Source organism: Chryseobacterium sp. PvR013, from assembly GCF_017833095.1.
In the GTDB taxonomy this organism is placed as follows: domain Bacteria; phylum Bacteroidota; class Bacteroidia; order Flavobacteriales; family Weeksellaceae; genus Chryseobacterium; species Chryseobacterium culicis_A.
The window spans coordinates 1,096,372-1,116,104 of sequence record NZ_JAFIBT010000001.1; the positions used below are offsets into that span (position 1 = coordinate 1,096,372).

Here is a 19,733-nt window from a genome sequence, read left to right on the forward strand (position 1 = left end):
CAAGCTCTTCAATGATTGACCTGAGATGGGTGCAGTGGGAATTTTCAGAAAAATAATTCCGCTTTAGATACTTGGTAACACTTTAAAAAGTGGTTGATTTCGGTATTTTTTCATAAGTTTTTTTAGTGATTTTGGTATTGCAATATATAACCTTAAATATTCACTCCAAAATGAATTACCGATTATTTGGAAAATTGTCGTAGTTCTACGACAATGAGTTTTTCAATAAAGCTTTTTCACATTATTGAACAAAAAGGCCTATTATCATTAGATGACCAGTAAGAAGGAATTAATTTTTTTTATTTTTTATACATTACTATTTACTAAAGTACATAGAGGAAATACTCCGATATTTACTTGGAATTTTTACGTTGCAGCGCCCTCTGATAAAAAGACTGGCTGGCAATTTTCTCTTCTGCTTCATCAATCGCAGTCAGCAGATTGTTTTTATTATCTGCAATATCTCCTAAAATCTGAGACATCAGTTCCCAAACAGGCTTCATTTTTTCAATAAGTTCTTGCCCTTTGGAAGTCAGCATAAACAGCCTTTTTCTTTCATCCTGTTTATCTTTCTGCCATTGAATCAGTTCCTGTTTTTCGAGTTCTTTAAGCAGCGTTATGGTGGATGGATGGGTATACCCTATTTCATTGGCTATTTCTACCACACTCGCTATTTCTTTTTTATAAATCGTAAAAATAACCGGAAACCATTTCAGTTCAAAATCAATTCCGAATGCTTTATAGATAAGCGCTCCATCTTTCCTCAATTGTTCACTGAGGCGGTGAAGTCTGGTTGATATGGCAAGAATGCCTGCTTCGTTGATCACATTCATATTCAGTCAATATTTAAATGGTAAAAAATATCATCAGCGCTCATTAAAGGGAATTTCACAGGAAGATCGCTTTTTCCAGTCTTCAAAAATTCATTCCTCTCATAGAAACGCTGTGCTGCTTTCAGTACCGTTATGGTTCCCAAATATAGATCGTTAATTCCGTTTTTGCGACAGAAAGAAATTAAAACATCCAACAATTCCTGTGCAATGTTCAGTTCTTTTCCTCTGAACTCTTTTTTAACAAACATTTTTCTGATTGCTCCTGCTTTTTCATCAAACTTCACCAGTGCAATGGAACCTACCAGTTCGCCATCCACAAAAGCACCCCAAAAATTTCCCCCGGCTTCCTTATAAAAACTTTCAATCCGCAATAAATCAGGTTGATCCTCTATCGTAATCGGAATATTGAATTCTTTCTGCTGAATTGTCAAAATCAAGTCAATGACCTGTTCTGAATAAGAATTTCCTATGGATTGTATTTCTAATTTCATAGAGTGTGTATTTTAAAGTACAAAACTACGTAGTTAAATACATATATACAAATTGATTTTTATTTTTAAAGAAATTTAACACGGGCTATCCGAGACTGTAAGTTCTACATGTAATGATATGTATCCATTTTTTTTACATAAACATTGATATCTACTCACAAAAATAGAAAGCCTGAAGCGGCAACACTATGAGACAACAATCACAGTAAAACTATTACAGCAAGCGGGAATTGAACTTTCCGAACCTATACTTCCATCTCTTTGAATAGAAAAACAATGAACTTTCCATTCATCGAAAACCAGGTAAAAACTCTCCTGTAACGGATCACGGGATCCTCTTTTATAATTTTACATTAAAATGCATGAAATAATGAATAATATCAACAATGACAAACAAAACTAATAAATAAAACAAATAAACACATAAAAAAAGTTAAAACATTAGATAATATTTAAAATATATTTTAAATATTTAAAAATAACACATACTTTCGCATGATAAATTTTAAATAATACATTTATGAAAAATCTAAAATTATTAGCTATCGTATTGGGAATGCTATCTCTGTCTTCATGTAACAGAAATGAAGAAGAGCAAAATACTCAGCAACCTAATAAAGAAAATCAAGCAATGCGTTCATTAGGCGCTGTATTAGTAGATGAGAAAACCTACGATTCATTTGCTAAAGCTGATATAGAAGCATTAACAATGAAATTTAAAGGCAAATCTGCAATTGCAGCAGCAGCTACGATTCCATCAAGTTACAGCATACCAAACACCCCTCCAATACTAAATCAGGGACAGGAAGGCTCATGCGTTGCTTTTGCTACAGCGTATGCTGCCGCAAGTACTCTGGAACATAATTTTAAGGGGATAACTAATCCAAGAAGTCCAGAATACGTATATAATCAAATAAAATTAAGTGGCTGCCCTAATGGAACTTATATATCCCGTGGATTAAATTTAATAAAAGATCAAGGAGTCTGCAGCTGGAATGAAATGCCCTATACAGATGTTGAGTGTTCTACACAGCCTAATACTACTCAAAAAAGTGCAGCAAGTACGCATAAATTTACAACATGGGCTACTATAGATAAAACAAATATCAATAATGTAAAGACCCTTCTAAGTATGAATTTACCAATTATCATTGCCGTTACGGTAGATGGAAGCTTTGATAATTTAAGTTCAGCAAACAATTGGATATGGAAAAGCCATTCTGGTGCTGTAAGAGGTGGGCATGCCATTTGCGTAGTGGGCTATGACGATGCTAAACAAGCCTTTAAAGTACAAAATTCCTGGGGCACATCATGGGGAGACCATGGATTTTTCTGGATAAATTATGCATTCTTTGCTAAGACTACCAATGGAGCTATTAATGAGTCTTATGTAGCATACGTACAATAGAAAAAGAGTATAAAATTAATCGTGGCCGGGGATTTTATTCCGGCCATTTTTTATGGTCTTTTACACCTGAAAATTTAACTTTATAAGTAAATTCTGATCCACTCTAACTTTTGGATGTTTGTAAATAAAAAAACGTATGCCATTACTGACATACGTTTTTATGCTATTATATTACAAAACACGGTTACTTCCAGCCTCCGCCTAAAGCCTGATAAAGCTCTACGGCAGCTTTCATTTTACTGTATCTTGCATTGGAAATGTTCAATTCTGCATTCAATGAATTTACACTGGCGTTCAACACTTCAAGATAGTTGGCCATACCATAGTTTACCAATTCCTGAGAATAGTCAACCGATTTTTTGTAGGCATCCAGTTCGTGCTGTTTTAATTCAATAAATGAATCCTGTACAGAGAAAACTCTGATAGCATCTGAAACTTCTTTTCCGGCAGTAAGTACTGTTTTTCTGAAGTTCAGGTAAGCCGTTTCCTGATTGGCAAGACTTACGTCATAGTTAGTCTGGATCTGTCTCTTGTTCAGAATTGGCTGGGCAAGTCCTGCTACTACATTCGCAAACAATGAATTAACACTGAATAAGTGGTCAATATCCACAGACTGAAGCCCTCCACTCCCTGTTAATTTTAAAGTAGGATAAAACTGTGCTTTGGCTGCATTCGTCATTTGGAAAGCATTCATTAAGTTAAATTCTGCTCTCATTACATCGGGACGATTAGCCAGAAGCTGGGTCGGATATCCCAGTTTTAAATCAATCGGAAGTTTTTGTCCTTCCAGGGTAGATCTTTCAATAGAATGAGAAGGCTCACCCATTAAAAGGCTCATCGTATTTTCAAGCAGCTGGATCTGTGTATCAATATCAATCAATAATGATTTGGCATTGAAAACAAGCGCCTCGCTTTGTTGTACGGCTACTTCTGTTACTGTTCCGGAAATCTTCAGCGCTTTTGTAGTCTCTAAGTTTTTCTCACGTACAGCGATGGTTTCCGTGATAATTTTCTTCTGGGCATCAAAAGTAAGCAACTGATAATAGGCAGAAGCAATGGATGAAACAAGGCTGCTTTTTACTGCTTTATGGGCAGCAACAGTACCTAAATAAGTCGCTAACTGCGCTTTCTCCTGCGCTTTTAATTTTCCCCAGATATCAGCTTCCCATCCGATACTGGCTGTAATGTCAAACTGGTTCACATAACGTCTTGATCCGATAATCTGTCCAAACTGCGTATTAATAGACTGGGTCTGAAACGTATAGTTGGGTCCTACAGAAAGTGTCGGCTGATATGCCGCTTTGCTTTGCTTCAGATAAGCTTCTGCAGAATTAATACTTTCCAGGGCAATTCTGATATCAAGATTGTTTTCCAGCGCCTTAGAAATATGCCCCTGCAATATCGGATCAGTAAATATTTCTTTCCATGAAATATCTGCGATACTGGCACTGTCTGAAGGAAGCATATCTGTACGGAACAGCTTTTCGTCTACAACGTTCTTCGGTCTTTCATATTCTTTTCTTGCCATACAAGATGAGATGGCTCCGAGTATGAACACTGAAAAAGTGATTCCTTTTATGATGTTTAATAAACTCTTCATTATTTTTAATTAGAAGTTAGAGTTTAGAAGTTAGAAGTTAGTTTTTAGATGCATCTCTAATGTCTAACTTCTAATTTCTTAAATCTTAATTTTATTCTGCTAAATTGATATCTTCTTTTTTGATAGGCTTAATTTTTTCCTGCAATGTTTCAAAGATGACATACAATACCGGAATAACAAATAATCCTAAAACCGTTCCTATCAATAGTCCAATTGCTGCACCTGTTGCAATAGATCTGTTACCTACTGCACCAATTCCACTGGCCAATACTAACGGTAATAAACCGAAGATAAAGGCAAACGATGTCATTAGAATTGGTCTCACTCTGGCTTTCGCTGCATTGATAGCTGACATGACAATCGTTTCGCCATGATGCCTTCTCTGAACAGCGAATTCAACAATAAGGATTGCATTTTTCGCCAGTAGCCCAACGAGCATGATCAGGGCAATCTGGAAATAAATATTATTTTCCAAGCCCATTATCTTCTGCCCGAAATAAGCTCCCATTACCCCAAGAGGAAGGGAAATTACAACAATCAGCGGAAGAATATAACTTTCATACTGTGCAGAAAGAATAAAGTAAACAAAGACCAAACTCAACCCGAAGATCAGAAGAGTCTGAGATCCTGAATTTAATTCTTCCCTGGTCAACCCGGTAAATTCTACCGCATAGTTTTGATTCAGCGTTTCTTCAGCAACCTGCTGTACAGCGGCAATAGCATCACCGGAACTGTATCCGTCAGAGTTGGCTCCTGTCACTTTCACTGAAGTAAACAGGTTATAACGGCTTACAGATTGTGGTCCGTAGGCTTTTTTCAATGTTACAAACTGTGAAATCGGAGACATGATCCCTGAACCTGTTCTTATATAAAGTTCGTTCAGATTTTCAATATTCTTTCTGTTTTCAGGAAGAGCCTGTACCATTACTCTGAACTGTTTCCCATACTTGGTAAAGTCAGCGGTATAAACACCTCCGATATACCCTTGCATGGTTGCCAGAATATCATTTACAGAAACTCCAAGCTGCTTGCTCAGAGGAACATTAATTTCCATCTGATACTGAGGATATTTTGTATTGAAAGAGGTCTGTGCAAACTGAATTTCCGGTCTCTGCATCAGCTTACCGATGAATTCATTGGTTTTATTATCCAGATCAGCATATTCTCCACCTGATTTATCCAGCAATACCATTTCAAAACCGGCACTGTTACCAAATCCTGGTACACTTGGAGGTTGGAAGAATACCACTTTTGCATCAGGTACAGATCCTACAATTCCAAATAATTTTTTGGTAATATCTTCAGAAGTCTGACCATCTTTTTTTCTTTCTTCGAATGGTTTTAGCTTTACAAAGGCAAGACCGTTGTTACTTCCGTTTCCGGACAAGAATCCTCTCCCTGTAGAAATCGTTACATTCTGAACTCCCGGAACTTTCAATGCTTTAGCCTGAAGCGTTTTCAATGCATTATAAGTTCTTTCCATAGAGGCTCCCGGAGGAAGCTGAACATCGGTAAAGATAATTCCTCTGTCTTCCGTAGGTACAAACCCTTTCTTCATACTGCTGCTTGCCCAGAATAAAATACCTCCGGTAATAGCGAAAATAATAAGGGTTACCCATTTATGTCTTAACAGAAATACAAACCCTCTTCCGTAACGCTCAGTTGTAGTTTTAAAAGCTATATTGAACTTATAGAAAAATTTCTGTAGAATGTTTAAGTTCTTGTACTCTGCATGATGCGCTTCGTGAGGTTTCAGGAATAATGAACATAAAACCGGGCTCAACGTTAATGCATTAATTGCTGAGATAATGATTGCAATGATCAGCGTAATACCAAACTGTTGGTAGAATACCCCAGTAGGACCCGTAATAAACGTCACAGGGATAAATACCGCTGCCATTACCAGGGTAATAGAGATAATTGCTCCTGTGATTTCATCCATTGCTTCCACCGTAGCTTTTTTCGCATCGGAAATACCGTGCTCCATCTTCGCATGGACGGCCTCGACGACCACAATGGCGTCATCCACCACAATACCAATGGCAAGTACCAATGCAAAAAGGGTCAATAGGTTTAATGAGTATCCGAAAAGATTCAGGAAGAAGAACGCCCCTACAATAGATACCGGAACTGCAATAGCCGGGATCAGGGTAGATCTGAAGTCCTGAAGGAAAATATATACAACAATAAATACTAAGATGAATGCTTCGATCAGGGTATGAACTACCTTTTCAATAGAAGCTTCCAGGAATTCATTGGTATCAAAGTTAAAGGTATATTTAATTCCTTTCGGGAAAGTACCTTCTGCCGATTTCAGATAAGTTTTGATATTTTTAATAATCTCCTGTGCATTAGATCCCGGAGTCTGGAAAATCCCCATACTGATGGAAGGATTGTTTCCGTTTTCCCCGATTCCCGTGTAAGACTGACCTGCGAGTTCTACCTTAGCAACGTCTTTCAGCATCAGGTTTTGTCCGTTTGCAAGAGATTTAATGATGATATTATCATACTGTTCTTTATCGTTGAATTTACCTACATATTTGATGATATATTCAAAAGAACTTCCACTGTTCTGGCCGATTGAACCTGCAGCCGCTTCTCTACTCTGCTCGTTGATAGCATTGGTAACATCCGTAGGAGTCACACTGTAGGCTGCCATTTTTGCCGGGTCCAGCCAGATTCTCATCGAGTAGTTTTTACCTCCGAAAACGTTGGCATCCCCTACACCATTTACCCTTTTCAGGTTTGGAATAATATTAATATTCAAAAAGTTCTGAAGATATACGTCATCCAGATCTTTATTTTCAGAATAGAAAGACATATACATCAAGGCACTTGTCTGCTGCTTCTGGGTAACAACTCCCGATCTCGTTACTTCGGATGGAAGAAGTGGTGTTGCTCTTGCGACACGGTTCTGTACGTTTACCGCTGCAATATCCGGATCAATTCCTTGTTTAAAGAAAACCTGGATTTGGGCAGAACCGTCATTTCCGGCACTGGAAGTAATATAATCCATTCCTTCCACCCCGTTGATCTGCTCTTCCAAAGGCACCACTACACTTTTCATCACCGTCTCAGCGTTGGCTCCCGTATAGTTTGCGGAAACACTCACCGTAGGAGGTGCAATGTCCGGATACTGTGTAACCGGTAACGAGATCAGTCCTAGCACACCGAGAATCACAATCAAAATTGAGATTACGGTAGATAAAACCGGCCTGTTAATAAAGTTTTTTATCATTAGAATTTCGGTTTTATTGATTGAACAAGACTATCCATTTTGATGGGCTTCGGCTTCACTGCTGTTCCCGGTTTCAGACCTCCGATACCAGCTGCAACGACGGTTTCGCCTTTATTAACTCCTGATTTGATCAGAGCCATATTGTCGATTCTGTCAATAACGTTGATTACAACGTTTCTTGCAGTATCTCCTTTTTCTACTTTGTATACATAAACAATACCTTGTTGTTCGTAAGTAGCACTTTCAGGAACTACCAAAACATTGTCATAACGTTGAGGGAATCTGATGGTTCCGCTGTTACCGTTGCTCAATAATTTCTGAGCATTGGAGAACGCAACTCTGAACTGAATGGTTCCTGTAGTAGGATCAATCTGACCGGTAATGGCTTCAATTTTTCCTTTTTCAGGATATAGGCTTCCGTTTGCTAACTGCAGTTCAACCATTGGTAAGTTTTTGATTTTCTCAGACATAGAAGCCCCAGGAGCTTTTTCAAGGAAATCAAAATAAGCCTTTTCATTCATTGCGAAATAAGCAAAAATCTCAGAAGTATCAGAAATCGTTGTCAGAGGAGTCTGATCAGATGGTCCTACCAAACTTCCGACTTTTAAAGGAAGTCTTCCGATCACCCCTGAAATAGGTGCACGAATGATGGAATATTCGATATTGGCTTCTACTCCTTTATAATTGGCTTCAGCCTGTCTTTTGGCAGCATTGGCCTGCTGTAACTGAGCCTGAGCCTGAGCCAACTGAGCCTGAGCAGTCTGTAATTGTACGTTACTGATGATATTTTTCTGAACCAGAGGTTTTAGTTTGTTTACTTCAACCTGCGCAGCATTTACAGAAGCCTGAGCAGCAGCAACACTGGATGCAGCAGCACCGATTCCGGCTTTGGAAGCTGCGGCGTTTTCATTCAGAATATTGGTTTCCAGACGGAACAAAGGCTGCCCTTTGGTAACATATTGTCCTTCATCTACCAATACCTGGGTAATATACCCCTGTATTTTTGCACGTACATCATTGTTTACCCTACCCTGAATGGTAGCCGGAAACGTCTGATAACCCACTATATTTTTCGACTCCACGGAAACAACCGGATAGGGCTTGGCACCATCCTGCTTCGGAGCTTCTTTTTTGCAGGCAGTTAGTGAAAACGCTGCAAGGGAAAGTATAACTAGCTTATTATTCATTTTATAGTTTATTAAGAGATTCCTGTATATTTTCTATGTTTTTATTTAAGAGTGCTTTGTAAACTTCTATTCTTTCATTGTATCCATCGTCTTTACTTTTTTTAAAATTGTTTAAATCATCTAATAGTTTTAGTTCGTCCTGCATTTTTTGGACAATTTTCTCGAATCGTATTTTTTTGTATTCATCATTGATGAAAAAATATCGTTTGCGCTCATCCATCTTATTATGATCAACAATAAGCTGGGCGTTCAACAGCAAAGAAATACTGGTGGAAACAGAGCTTTTGCTGGCGGATAATACTTCAACAAACTCGTCAAAAGTAATTCCTACTTTCTCATAGTCAAAAAGAAGGTAGGAATAAATTTTCGATGCTAAAGGGGGTAAGCTGAACACGGTGCCATAGAATTTTACGGCATCCTGAAAAATTTTCTCATCAATTTCTATACTTTGGTGCATAATATAAAAATTTTGAACAAAAGTAGAAATTAGTTCAGAACCAAACGAACAAACCTGATAGAGTTTATAAATACAGGGCGTTTTAAAAATTCAATGAAATAGGATTTAACTTTTGGCTTAAAATATAATCTTCTCAAAAGCTTTTCTCATTCCGTCTCTTAAAAGAACTTCTCCACAATAAGAATAACCTCTGCCTTCAAGGATTTTCAACATAGCAATATTGTCATGGTTCGTATCTACTTTAATACTCTGAATTCCATGGGATTTTGTAAATTCTTCGATATGGTCAAAAAACTTTTTCACCATGCCCTGTCCTGCAAATTTTTCATCTACAGCAACTCTGTGAACCACTACAAATTCACCATCGCTCAGCCATGCGCCTTCAATAGTACTGTAAGCAGGTTCATCATTTAAAATCAAAGCTGCATACACAGCAATCTCTCCATCTACCGTCAGAACATGTCCGAATCCTTTGGCAATATCACTTTCTACGGTTCCAAGATTAGGGTATCCGTTCTGCCATTGGGTGCTTCCATCCTGTCTTCTTCTTTCGATAGATTGCTGGATGATTTCCCAAATAATGTTTCTTTCTTCAATTTCCGCTTTTCTTAGCTTAATCTCTGGATTCATGTGGTAAAATTTGATTTAAAAATTTAAAAATTAGAATAACTAATAATTGCAAGAATAATTTTTTTTAATCGTTTGTAATTAATTAAAAAACCGAAAACTAATAAGATTAATTTTCGGTTTGAAGTAGTAAAATTTAAAATTATGAAATTGTTTATTGATTTTCACTTTGTTGAAGGTAAGCATCAATAATTTCAAATGCTTTTTTTTCATCTTCCAAATCTACCATTACCTTCAGCGAAGTAGCTGTTGGGGTTGTAGTAAATGTAAGATAGTTATTTTCAACGGTATTTGTAATTTGAGCGTCATCCAATTTAGACTTAACCAACTGAATTTCTGAAGGATTATCACTTACATAAACTGATACTCTCGTACTTCTTTCCATATTCTAACTGTTTAAGTATCTAAATATACGATATATTTTTTAAAATTACAAATACCGGGTTTTAAATTTTATTAATCTTGTTTTCAATTTTATCTAAAGCAAGTTGGATTTCTTCTTTAGTAACATTCAGATGAGGTCTGAAACGAAGAGACTGATCTCCACAAGGAAGAATAATCAATCCATCGTTAAAAAGCTCATTCATCAGGTGATTTCTCTGCTCTGCAGTTGGAAGATCAATAGCACACATTAAACCTCTTCCTCTTGCATTTGAAATTTTTTCAGGATACTTTTCAGCCATGGCTTTTAAGCTTTCTAATAAGAAATCTCCAACTACTCTTGCATTCTCCACAAGGTTTTCTTTTTCGATAACTTCCATTACCAGTTGGAAACGAAGCATATCAATAAAGTTTCCTCCAAATGTAGAATTGATTCTTGAACTTTCTCTGAAAACATTGTTTGGAACTTCATCAAACTTCTCTTTGTTGGCCAAAACACCACAAACCTGAGCTTTTTTCCCGAAAGAAATGATATCCGGTTTTGCTGTAAAATGCTGGAAAGCCCACATTTTCCCTGTAATGGCAATACCTGTCTGAACTTCATCAAAAATAAGTAAGATTTCGTTGTCATCACAGATTCTTCTTAATCCTAATAAGAATTCATCTCTGAAATGATTGTCACCTCCTTCAGCCTGAATAGGTTCAATGATGATACAAGCCACTTTATCAGGGTTCATCAGAATAGCCTCTTCAATCTGAAGCAGCGCAAGGTTTTCATTTTTGATGGTTTCTTCAAGGTTCTCTTCTGTAATCGGGAATTTTAATTTTGGATTTAAAATTCTCGGCCAGTTGAACATTGGGAAATATTGGTATTTTCTTGGGTCAGAAGTATTGGTTAAGCTTAAAGTATAACCGCTTCTTCCATGGAAAGCCTGTTTGAAATGGATACAGATTCCTGCTTCCGTTTCCAGTCCTTTTGCAAAGTTTTTGCGGGTTTTCCAGTCGAAGCATGCCTTCATAGCATTTTCAACGCCCATAGTTCCGCCTTCGATAAAGAACGCATATTGTAATTCTTCCGGGATAACCACTCTTTCGAATACTTCAAGGAAATGAGCGTATTCTTCTGAGTAAACGTCAGCCAAAGTAGGTTTGTTTACAGCCATTCTTCCTAACCATTCTGATCTTTCTACAAGATAAGGGTGATTGTATCCGATGGATGCTGATGCAAACATAGAGAACATATCCAGGTATTCTCTGTCTGTCAATTTATCATAAAGCCATGATCCGTGTGATTTTTCAATGTCCATCACAAAATCGAAACCGTCTGCAAGAACATGTCTTCCTACTGTTTCTTTTACTTTATTTGCTTTTATATCTAATGTGTGTTCCATAATAAATTTGTAGTGTGATTTAATAAGTGAATGTTCAAATGGCTCAAAGAATGAAACATGTAACCATTCAGGTTATTAATTTTTTTGTTTTTTAAGTGCTTTAAGTAAAGCTTTTATAAATCGAATTTAATACCTTGCGCTAAAGGAAGTTGCGCGGTATAATTTATAGTATTGGTTTGTCTTCTCATATAATACTTCCAGGCATCAGATCCTGATTCTCTTCCTCCTCCGGTTTCTTTTTCACCCCCGAAAGCTCCACCAATTTCAGCACCGGAAGTTCCGATATTTACGTTGGCAATACCACAGTCTGAACCAGCATGGGAAAGGAATAACTCTGCTTCTCTCAGGTTCTGAGTCATGATAGCAGAAGATAATCCCTGAGGAACATCATTCTGAATAGCGATAGCTTCTTCTAATGTTTTGTATTTGATAAGATATAAGATAGGTGCGAAAGTTTCGTGCTGAACAATCTCATAAGAGTTTTTCACTTCTGCTACACAAGGCTTTACATAGCATCCGGATTCGTAATCTTTTCCTGTTAAAACGCCACCTTCAACAACGAATTTCCCGCCTTCTTTTTTACATTTTTTGATCGCTTCTTCGTACTGGTTTACAGCATCCGTATCAATAAGTGGTCCTACATGGTTGTTTTCATCCAATGGATTTCCGATTTTCAGCTGCCCGTAAGCTTTTGTTAATCTTGTTTTCACTTCATTGTAAACACTTTCGTGGATGATCAGTCTTCTTGTTGAAGTACATCTCTGTCCTGCAGTTCCTACCGCTCCGAAAACAGCTCCGATGATTGACATGTCGATATCAGCTTCTTTAGTAATGATAATCGCATTGTTTCCTCCTAATTCAAGAATAGACTTCCCGAATCTTTCTGCTACTTTCGAAGAAACCATTCTTCCTACTCTTGTAGATCCTGTGAAAGATACCAGCGCTACTCTTTTATCATCTACTAATTTCTGTCCGATTTCGTGGTCTGATACCAATACACTTGAAATACCTTCAGGAAGGTTATTTTCCTTCAGAACTTCCATCATGATATTCTGGCATGCAATAGCACAAAGTGGTGTTTTTTCAGACGGCTTCCAGATGGTAACATTACCACAGATCCATGCTAAAGCTGTATTCCAAGACCATACAGCCACCGGAAAATTGAATGCAGTAATGATTCCTACTACTCCAAGCGGGTGGTATTGCTCATACATTCTGTGTCCTGGTCTTTCAGAGTGCATGGTGTACCCCTGAAGCTGTCTTGAAAGTCCTACCGCAAAGTCACAGATGTCAATCATCTCCTGAACTTCACCAAGTCCTTCCTGCAATGATTTACCCATTTCATAAGAAACAAGTTTACCAAGGTCATCTTTATATTCTCTTAATTTTAAGCCCAGCTGTCTTACGATCTCTCCTCTTTTGGGAGCCGGGATCAGCCTGAATTCCTGAAATGCCTTTTGAGCAGTTTCAATTACTTTGTCATAATCACTTTCTCCGGAAGTTTTTACTTTAGCGATCAACTTTCCGTCCACAGGAGAAATGCTTTCTATCACCTTTCCTGAAGCGAAATATTTCCCGCCTGTTGAGGTACCTTTGTTCTCTTCTTTAATACCTAAATTTTTCAGCGTTTTTTCGATTCCGAAATCCTTTACTTTTTTTGACATAAAATCTTACTTTTCGTTCTCTCTAAAGATAAAAATATTATGTGAACCTCAAAACTTTAATTTTTAATACGCTTTTTATTTGGACTAATTATAAACATGCTTATCTTTGTAGCGTAATCTTTTTGATAATCACCAATGGAAAATTCACAAGAAAACAACTCAAAGCTTAAAAAGTGGTTCAAGCGTGTGGGATGGGCAGGATTAGCTTTCTTTACCATTAAAGGCTTGATTTGGCTCGTTATATTCTACGTTGGAGCAGATAGTCTCCAGAGTTGTATACAATAAAAAAGCAGAGAAAATTTCTCTGCTTTCTTTTTTAGGCGAAGGTTAACTGAATTGTTATTTCTTTATTGAAAAGCTAAAAAAGGAGGTCTTTTTTATACTTTCTGTAATTTTAAAAAGGGGAAAAATATTCGATTTCTGTGCGAGTATTTCCCAAAAAGGTTATTTTCCCTGTTTGATCCACCCTTTTAAACTACTCTTTCTTCTTCCTCCCTGCGTTGACAAGGCTCTGATGCAACAGGAATTCTATCTGTCCGTTCACACTTCTGAATTCATCATTGGCCCACTTTTCAAGAAGTTTATAAGTAGACTCATCTATCCTTATCACAAAGGATTTTTTACCTTTGCTTTCCGAAGAGTTCTGAGCTTTTTCTGATTTCATTTTCTAAATTCTCTAACATTATTTCTAACTATTTTAGCGCAGAAATATCTTCACTAAAATCTAACTGTTAATTTTTCACTTTTAATTGTAAAGTGTTCCTGCATTTAATATTGGAGTTGCCGCTTTTTCACCGCAAAGAACTACCATTAAATTGCTTACCATTGCAGCTTTTCTTTCATCATCCAATTCAACGATATTATCTTCTGAAAGTTTTTTCAATGCAAGGTCTACCATTCCCACAGCTCCTTCTACAATTTTGGTTCTTGCAGCAACGATTGCTGTAGCCTGTTGTCTCTGAAGCATTGCTCCCGCAATTTCCGAAGCATAAGCCAGGTGCGAAATTCTTGCTTCCTGAATTACAATTCCTGCTTTGGAAAGACGATCTGTAAGCTCCTGTTCCAAAATAGAATTGATTTTATCACCTCCCTCTCTCAATGTAATCGGAGCATGATCATCTTCTAAATTATCATAAGGAAAGCTCATCGCTAAATGTCTCACAGCTGCTTCACTCTGCATTTTTACAAAGTCTGAATAACGCTCTACATCAAAAGCAGCTTTGTAAGTATCTCCCACTTTCCATACGATTACAACGGCAATTTCAATAGGGTTACCCATTTTATCATTGACTTTCAAAGTCTGACCTTGTAAATTTTCAGAACGTAAAGATATTTTCTGTGATGAATACAAAGGATTGATAAAGAATAACCCATTCTCTTTTACACTCCCTACATACTTTCCAAAAAAGTTTAACACTCTTGAATGGTTAGGCTGAATAATCATTAACCCTTTTAAGAAAAAGCACGAAAGAAGAAAACAAAGCATAGCGATAGCCACATAGACGATACTTTGATCTACTCCACTAACAAAGAAGTAAACTGCTGCAACAAACAGAGCAAGGCAGATGACCAGTGTAAGATAACCCGACATGGGTTTTAATGTTTTTTCCATGATTGAATTTTTAATTTGATATTATTTTGATATCATAAAGATACTAATGAATTTTGAATTATGAATGATAAATTTTGAGTTTTTTGAATGAGCTGCAGATTTCGGGATTCGGGTATTTTTAACTGACGCAAAGTTCACGAGGTTAATTTATTAGGATGCATTATATTTTTGTTCGCAAAGCCACTTCGTTTAGCTGCGACCAGTAGTTTCTTTGCTTAGTGAAACGCCTTTGCGAACGACAACTCATCAACAAAATCATTGCGAACCATAGCGTTTATAAGAACACAAGTTCTTTACATTTTACAACACTTTCAGCTTAAATAAACACTTCTTCTCTTGCTGAGTGAAACGCCTTTGCGAACGTTCTTTCATCATAATATACATCATTGCGAACATAGCGTTAAAACAACTCATCCCAAAGTCAGAAACAACAGAAATAAAAAAATCCCGGAAAGTAAATTCCGGGATTTTAATTGATATGTTCAATCTTTTATTTCTTCGTTAAAGCTTTAAACTTGATATAAGAAACCGCTGATAAAAGGATCATTGTACCTACTCCAATGTATACCCATGCCGGTACTGGTACCGGATCTCCTGCTGCATACGAGTGAAGTCCGCTTAGGTAATAGTTTACCCCAAAGTAAGTCATTACCATTGAGCAGAACGCAAACATCGTTGCTACGTGGAATGCCCATCTGCTTCTCAATCCAGGTACTAATCTCATGTGCAATACAAACGCGTACACCATGATAGAGATGAAAGCCCATGTTTCTTTCGGGTCCCAGCTCCAGTATCTTCCCCATGATTCGTTTGCCCAGATTCCTCCTAAGAAGTTTCCTACAGTTAAAGCAAACAATCCTATGGTTAATGACATTTCAGAAACGATTACCAATTCCTTCAATGTAGTATCATGGTGAATTTTATAAGTTTCTTTATTGGATATAATATAGAATACCAATGAGATCACTGCAATGATCATCGACAGTGCGAAGAATCCATAACTGGAGGTAATAATTGCTACGTGAACAATTAACCAATATGATTTCAATACCGGAACAAGCGGTGTAATCTGCGGATCAAGAGCTGAACCTCCGTGAGCAAATCCCATCATAATCACTGCTACCATAAATCCGGCTGCAGGAATTAATGCGTTTGAGTTTCTATATAGTAATAAACCAGCAGTAATACCTACCCATGAGATAAAGATAATCGCTTCGTATCCGTTACTCCACGGTGCGTGTCCTGAGATATACCATCTTGCGACAAGTCCTAAGAAATGACACAGATATCCTACTAAACCAACCGCGATGATTACTTTAATTACTTTATTTAATACTTTATTAGATTTAAACAGCTCAACAAATCCTAAGATTAAAAGAAGTCCTCCAATAATAGTATAGAAAATCAACAGTTTAAAGTTAATATCTGCTTTATTCATGAAAACCTCAAGATCAACTTTAGATTTAGCAGGAACAACAGCTTTACCCCATTTCTGCTGGTATTCTGAAAGCTTCGCCAATTCTGTATCTGCTTTGCTCCAGTCCCCTGTTTTCTGTGCTGTAAGAGCTTCTGCAAAATAAGGACCCATTACCTGCTGAGATTCCATATCCGGTTCGAATTTCTGGTCTAACCATGAATGCCACGTGTGATTAGCATCATTCTTTACAGGAACAATTCTCATAAACTGACCACTGAAGAATTCGTTGAAGATCTGCACTCTTTCGTTTACAGCAATTACTTCTTTATCATAATTCGTTTGTTCAGCTGGTTTTTTACGGAATGCAGTATTGTAATCGTGCTCCAGAATATAAGTAAGATTACCGTTTGCATCTGCCGGGAAAAGGTTCATTAATGAAGTATACCCGTCTTCGTTTGCTTTGGTTTTATTTTTCAGTTCATCACCACCTTTAGGTCCCACTTTGATCATAGGAACCATCGTCCAGCTTGGTGTGTCTGTATTGATAGAAAGGAACCACTGGTTAGCTGTAAGAGACTTTCCGTCTGTTCCTTTGAATTCGTCTTTTTTGTATAATTTTCTTAAAACATCTAATGCTTCTGTGTTGATAGGAACAATTCTTCCTTCAAAACTTTGTACCAGAAGGTATCCGAATTTATCCGCATGCTCTTTGCTGATTTTGTTTCTTGCAATGATCTCATCCGGAGAAATAGATCTCATTTTACCCATTGGCGTTGCCAAAGAGTTCTGCTTTGGAGCAGCACCGTCAAGCGGCTGGGCAGACGGAGCTGGAGCATGAGAATGGTTGTCTCCTTCTACATGAATGTGTTCTCTGCTTCCATCAGTTGTTCCATGAGTTTCAATTTTTTGAGCATTTAACCCTAAACTTAAGAATAGTAAAAGTACTGCTGCTGCTTTCTTTTTGTTAACATCAGTCAGCATTTTATTCAGTTTCCAGAAGTGAGTTCCTTTCCAGAAGAAGATCACAAACATTCCTAAGAATAAAAGTCCGTATCCGATATAGGAAATCAGAGTTCCCCAGTAATCGTGGTTTACAGAAAGAACAGTTCCCATTCTGTCCGGATCAAAACTCGACTGGAAGAAACGGTAACCTTTATGGTTAAGAACGTGGTTCATATAAATTTTATAAGGAGTTTCTTTACCTTCATCAATGATTTTCACATGGCTTTCATAAGCACTTGGAGATGAACTTCCAGGATAAGTTTCCATTACGAAATCATCTAATTTCAGAGCGAAAGGTGTGTTGTATACTTTTGGTCCGAAACCTACCATAATGTTTAATCCATCCATAGTCACCTGCTTGTAAGCATTTGGGTTTCCTTTTTCAACAGAAAGGTCTACAATTTGTTTTGTTTTTGGTCCCTGAAGCTCAATCTGAAGCATATCCGGAACATTAGCATCTTTCTTTCTGTCCCCTTCAATAGCCATCAGTCTTCCTTTTTTAAGACCTTCAGGAACTACCAGTTTCAGTTCGTTGATCGTATATAAACTTCTTAGTGCCAAAGGCTGGAATTGATCTTTCGCTGTACTTCCTGTAGCCTGAGTCGCCATGGTCATATAGCTTGCATCAACAGGAGTTTTAATGAATAATTTTCCTCCTTCGTTTTTGAATTCCACTGCGCCTTCAATCGCTCTGTTGAATGTCACCAAAGTTCCGTTGATGGATTTTGTTTCCCCCGGTTTGATGTAAATATTTTGTCTTCCTGTATTTCCGGTAGAAACCAAATGAAGATACTCAGCACCGTTTGGCTCAGCGACAAGGCTGTCTTTTTTTCTTTGAATGTATTCCTTTGCAGACACTTTCACTTCTTTTCCGTGGAAGTCATAGGTTGCATTGAAATCTTTGTGTAACGGAGACATCAGATAAGGAACATCCTGATAGTTCAGCACATCACCTTTTTCTTCGATCTGAATTTTAAAGAAATTTTTATCGGTTACGATTTCGTTGGATGTTTCACCTTCTCTGATGTGCATTTGTCCTTCAAAACTGATATATCTGGTGATGGCACCACCGATAAAAATAAAAATAAAGGCAAGGTGGAAAACAAGAACCGGCCACTTATCTTTCTTCCACAACCTGTATCTTCCGATATTTCCTATGAAATTGAGAATCAGTAAGACCATGATCAGTTCGAACCATTTAGCCTCATAAATTAATGCTTTTGCTGTAGGAGTTCCGTAGTCGTTTTCTAAGAACGTTGCATAAGCCATCGCGAATGCGTACACCAGCAACAATACAGCCATTGTCCTGGTTGAGATAAGAATATCTTGGAGCTTCTTCATGATTTATTGTACTTGACATGCAAAAATAAGCATGATAAACTACAAAGAGCTTAAAAAAAGCTGTTTTTTATCACTTTGGCCTCGGTTTTGCTTATTTTGAAACATTCTTAATAAGCCTGAAAACATTGGGAAAAATTCAATTCCGGAAATCAACTGAATACAGATTTATAATACCTATCTCAATGATTGAAGACTTCTATTCAAAAATAGAACAATAACGACTAATCATCTGATTATCAAACAACAAATGTCAATTGTGTTTTTCAGAAAAAGAAAAGACAATAAAACAATTTCTACACTGGTACTTTTTTTCTGATTTTGCTTAAAAATTCATGAGTAATTCCCAGATAAGAAGCAACCTGCTGCTGGGTAAGCTTCTGTTCGAGTCCCGGATATTTTTCAAGGAATTCAAGATACCGTTTATCTGCTGTTTTGCCAGTTAATGAAAGAATTCTTCTTTGCAGGGCTACCGAAGATTTTTGATTCATGATCCTGAAAAGCTTTTCTATCTGTGGCATTGTTTCGTACAGATATTCTTTATCTTTTTTAGCAATCATCAAAACTTCACTGTCTTCCAGGGCTTCAATATTCAAAATGCTCGGAACATTATTGATAAGGCTGTCTATATCGGTAATCCACCAGCCTTCCACAGCAAAATATAAAGTCTGCTCAAATCCTTTTTCATTCAGGTAATAGATTTTGAAACAACCATTCAGAACAAATCCTTCGAAGAGGCAGCAATCTCCTTCTTTGAGAACAACTTCTTTCTTTTTAAACTTTTTGTATTCAAATGGCTTTACAAACTGTTTAAAATCCTCTTCCGAAAGGTTGATATATTGACTGATATTTTTAAGAAGTAAATCGGACATTATTTTGTTTAAGTCAAATAAAGGTATCAAAATTATTGACACCTTTATAAAATTAAGTTATGTTAAGTTATTGTTGTACTAAGCAGTAGAGCTCCAATTTTTATTGGGTAAACGCAAAGGCGCAAAAAGCTCATAATACATTGTAATTATCTTTTAGGCGCAAGAAAATCGAAGATTTTCAGCAAGTTGAACTGTTTTAAATTTTATCGGAGATA

General features: G+C 37.1%; 15 protein-coding genes. 1 reads left to right on the plus strand and 14 read right to left on the minus strand.

The window, feature by feature from the left end; all coding sequences use genetic code 11:
* Positions 1 to 353: 353 nt before the first annotated feature.
* Positions 354 to 833, minus strand: coding sequence for a MarR family transcriptional regulator (locus tag JOE44_RS05080; RefSeq protein ID WP_209784621.1), 480 nt, complete (start codon positions 831 to 833; stop codon positions 354 to 356).
* A 2-nt stretch (positions 834 to 835) separates the two neighbouring features.
* Entirely contained in the window at positions 836 to 1,324 is a 489-nt protein-coding gene (locus JOE44_RS05085; protein ID WP_209784622.1) for a GNAT family N-acetyltransferase, read from the minus strand.
* A gap of 520 nt (positions 1,325 to 1,844) precedes the next feature.
* Here JOE44_RS05085 and JOE44_RS05090 point away from each other — a divergent pair.
* Positions 1,845 to 2,732 (plus strand): C1 family peptidase, encoded by an 888-nt coding sequence (locus JOE44_RS05090; protein WP_209784623.1) that lies wholly within the window; start codon positions 1,845 to 1,847, stop codon positions 2,730 to 2,732.
* A 184-nt stretch (positions 2,733 to 2,916) separates the two neighbouring features.
* Here JOE44_RS05090 and JOE44_RS05095 read toward each other — a convergent pair whose 3' ends face one another.
* The 12 genes from JOE44_RS05095 to JOE44_RS05150 form a co-directional block, all read right to left on the minus strand.
* Positions 2,917 to 4,332, minus strand: a complete 1,416-nt coding sequence (locus JOE44_RS05095; protein WP_209784624.1) for an efflux transporter outer membrane subunit — start codon at positions 4,330 to 4,332, stop codon at positions 2,917 to 2,919.
* Positions 4,333 to 4,423: 91 nt separating this feature from the next.
* Entirely contained in the window at positions 4,424 to 7,570 is a 3,147-nt protein-coding gene (locus JOE44_RS05100; RefSeq protein WP_209784625.1) for an efflux RND transporter permease subunit, read from the minus strand.
* Positions 7,570 to 8,757, minus strand: a complete 1,188-nt coding sequence (locus JOE44_RS05105; protein ID WP_209784626.1) for an efflux RND transporter periplasmic adaptor subunit — start codon at positions 8,755 to 8,757, stop codon at positions 7,570 to 7,572. Before JOE44_RS05105 ends, JOE44_RS05100 begins: the two co-directional genes overlap by 1 nt.
* 1 nt (position 8,758) lies before the next feature.
* Complete coding sequence (locus JOE44_RS05110; protein ID WP_065394571.1) at positions 8,759 to 9,214, minus strand: transcriptional regulator; 456 nt, start codon at positions 9,212 to 9,214, stop codon at positions 8,759 to 8,761.
* A gap of 117 nt (positions 9,215 to 9,331) precedes the next feature.
* Positions 9,332 to 9,844: a GNAT family N-acetyltransferase gene (locus tag JOE44_RS05115; protein ID WP_105682505.1), complete on the minus strand. Its 513-nt coding sequence runs from the start codon at positions 9,842 to 9,844 to the stop codon at positions 9,332 to 9,334.
* A gap of 151 nt (positions 9,845 to 9,995) precedes the next feature.
* The gene (locus JOE44_RS05120; protein ID WP_209784627.1) at positions 9,996 to 10,226 is read right to left on the minus strand and encodes a DUF2007 domain-containing protein; all 231 of its coding nucleotides are present in this window, start codon (positions 10,224 to 10,226) and stop codon (positions 9,996 to 9,998) included.
* A gap of 61 nt (positions 10,227 to 10,287) precedes the next feature.
* Positions 10,288 to 11,613, minus strand: coding sequence for an L-lysine 6-transaminase (gene lat, locus JOE44_RS05125; protein WP_209784628.1), 1,326 nt, complete (start codon positions 11,611 to 11,613; stop codon positions 10,288 to 10,290).
* Positions 11,614 to 11,726: 113 nt separating this feature from the next.
* Complete coding sequence (locus JOE44_RS05130) at positions 11,727 to 13,277, minus strand: aldehyde dehydrogenase family protein (RefSeq protein ID WP_209784629.1); 1,551 nt, start codon at positions 13,275 to 13,277, stop codon at positions 11,727 to 11,729.
* Between the two features lie 475 nt (positions 13,278 to 13,752).
* The gene (locus JOE44_RS05135; RefSeq protein ID WP_209784630.1) at positions 13,753 to 13,941 is read right to left on the minus strand and encodes an Arc family DNA binding domain-containing protein; all 189 of its coding nucleotides are present in this window, start codon (positions 13,939 to 13,941) and stop codon (positions 13,753 to 13,755) included.
* Positions 13,942 to 14,022: 81 nt separating this feature from the next.
* On the minus strand, positions 14,023 to 14,889 hold the full coding sequence (locus JOE44_RS05140) for an SPFH domain-containing protein (RefSeq protein WP_105682509.1): 867 nt from the start codon (positions 14,887 to 14,889) through the stop codon (positions 14,023 to 14,025).
* Positions 14,890 to 15,379: 490 nt separating this feature from the next.
* Entirely contained in the window at positions 15,380 to 18,649 is a 3,270-nt protein-coding gene (gene ccsA / locus JOE44_RS05145) for a cytochrome c biogenesis protein CcsA (RefSeq protein WP_209784631.1), read from the minus strand.
* A 293-nt stretch (positions 18,650 to 18,942) separates the two neighbouring features.
* Entirely contained in the window at positions 18,943 to 19,518 is a 576-nt protein-coding gene (locus tag JOE44_RS05150) for a Crp/Fnr family transcriptional regulator (RefSeq protein ID WP_209784632.1), read from the minus strand.
* Between the last annotated feature and the right edge of the window lie 215 nt (positions 19,519 to 19,733).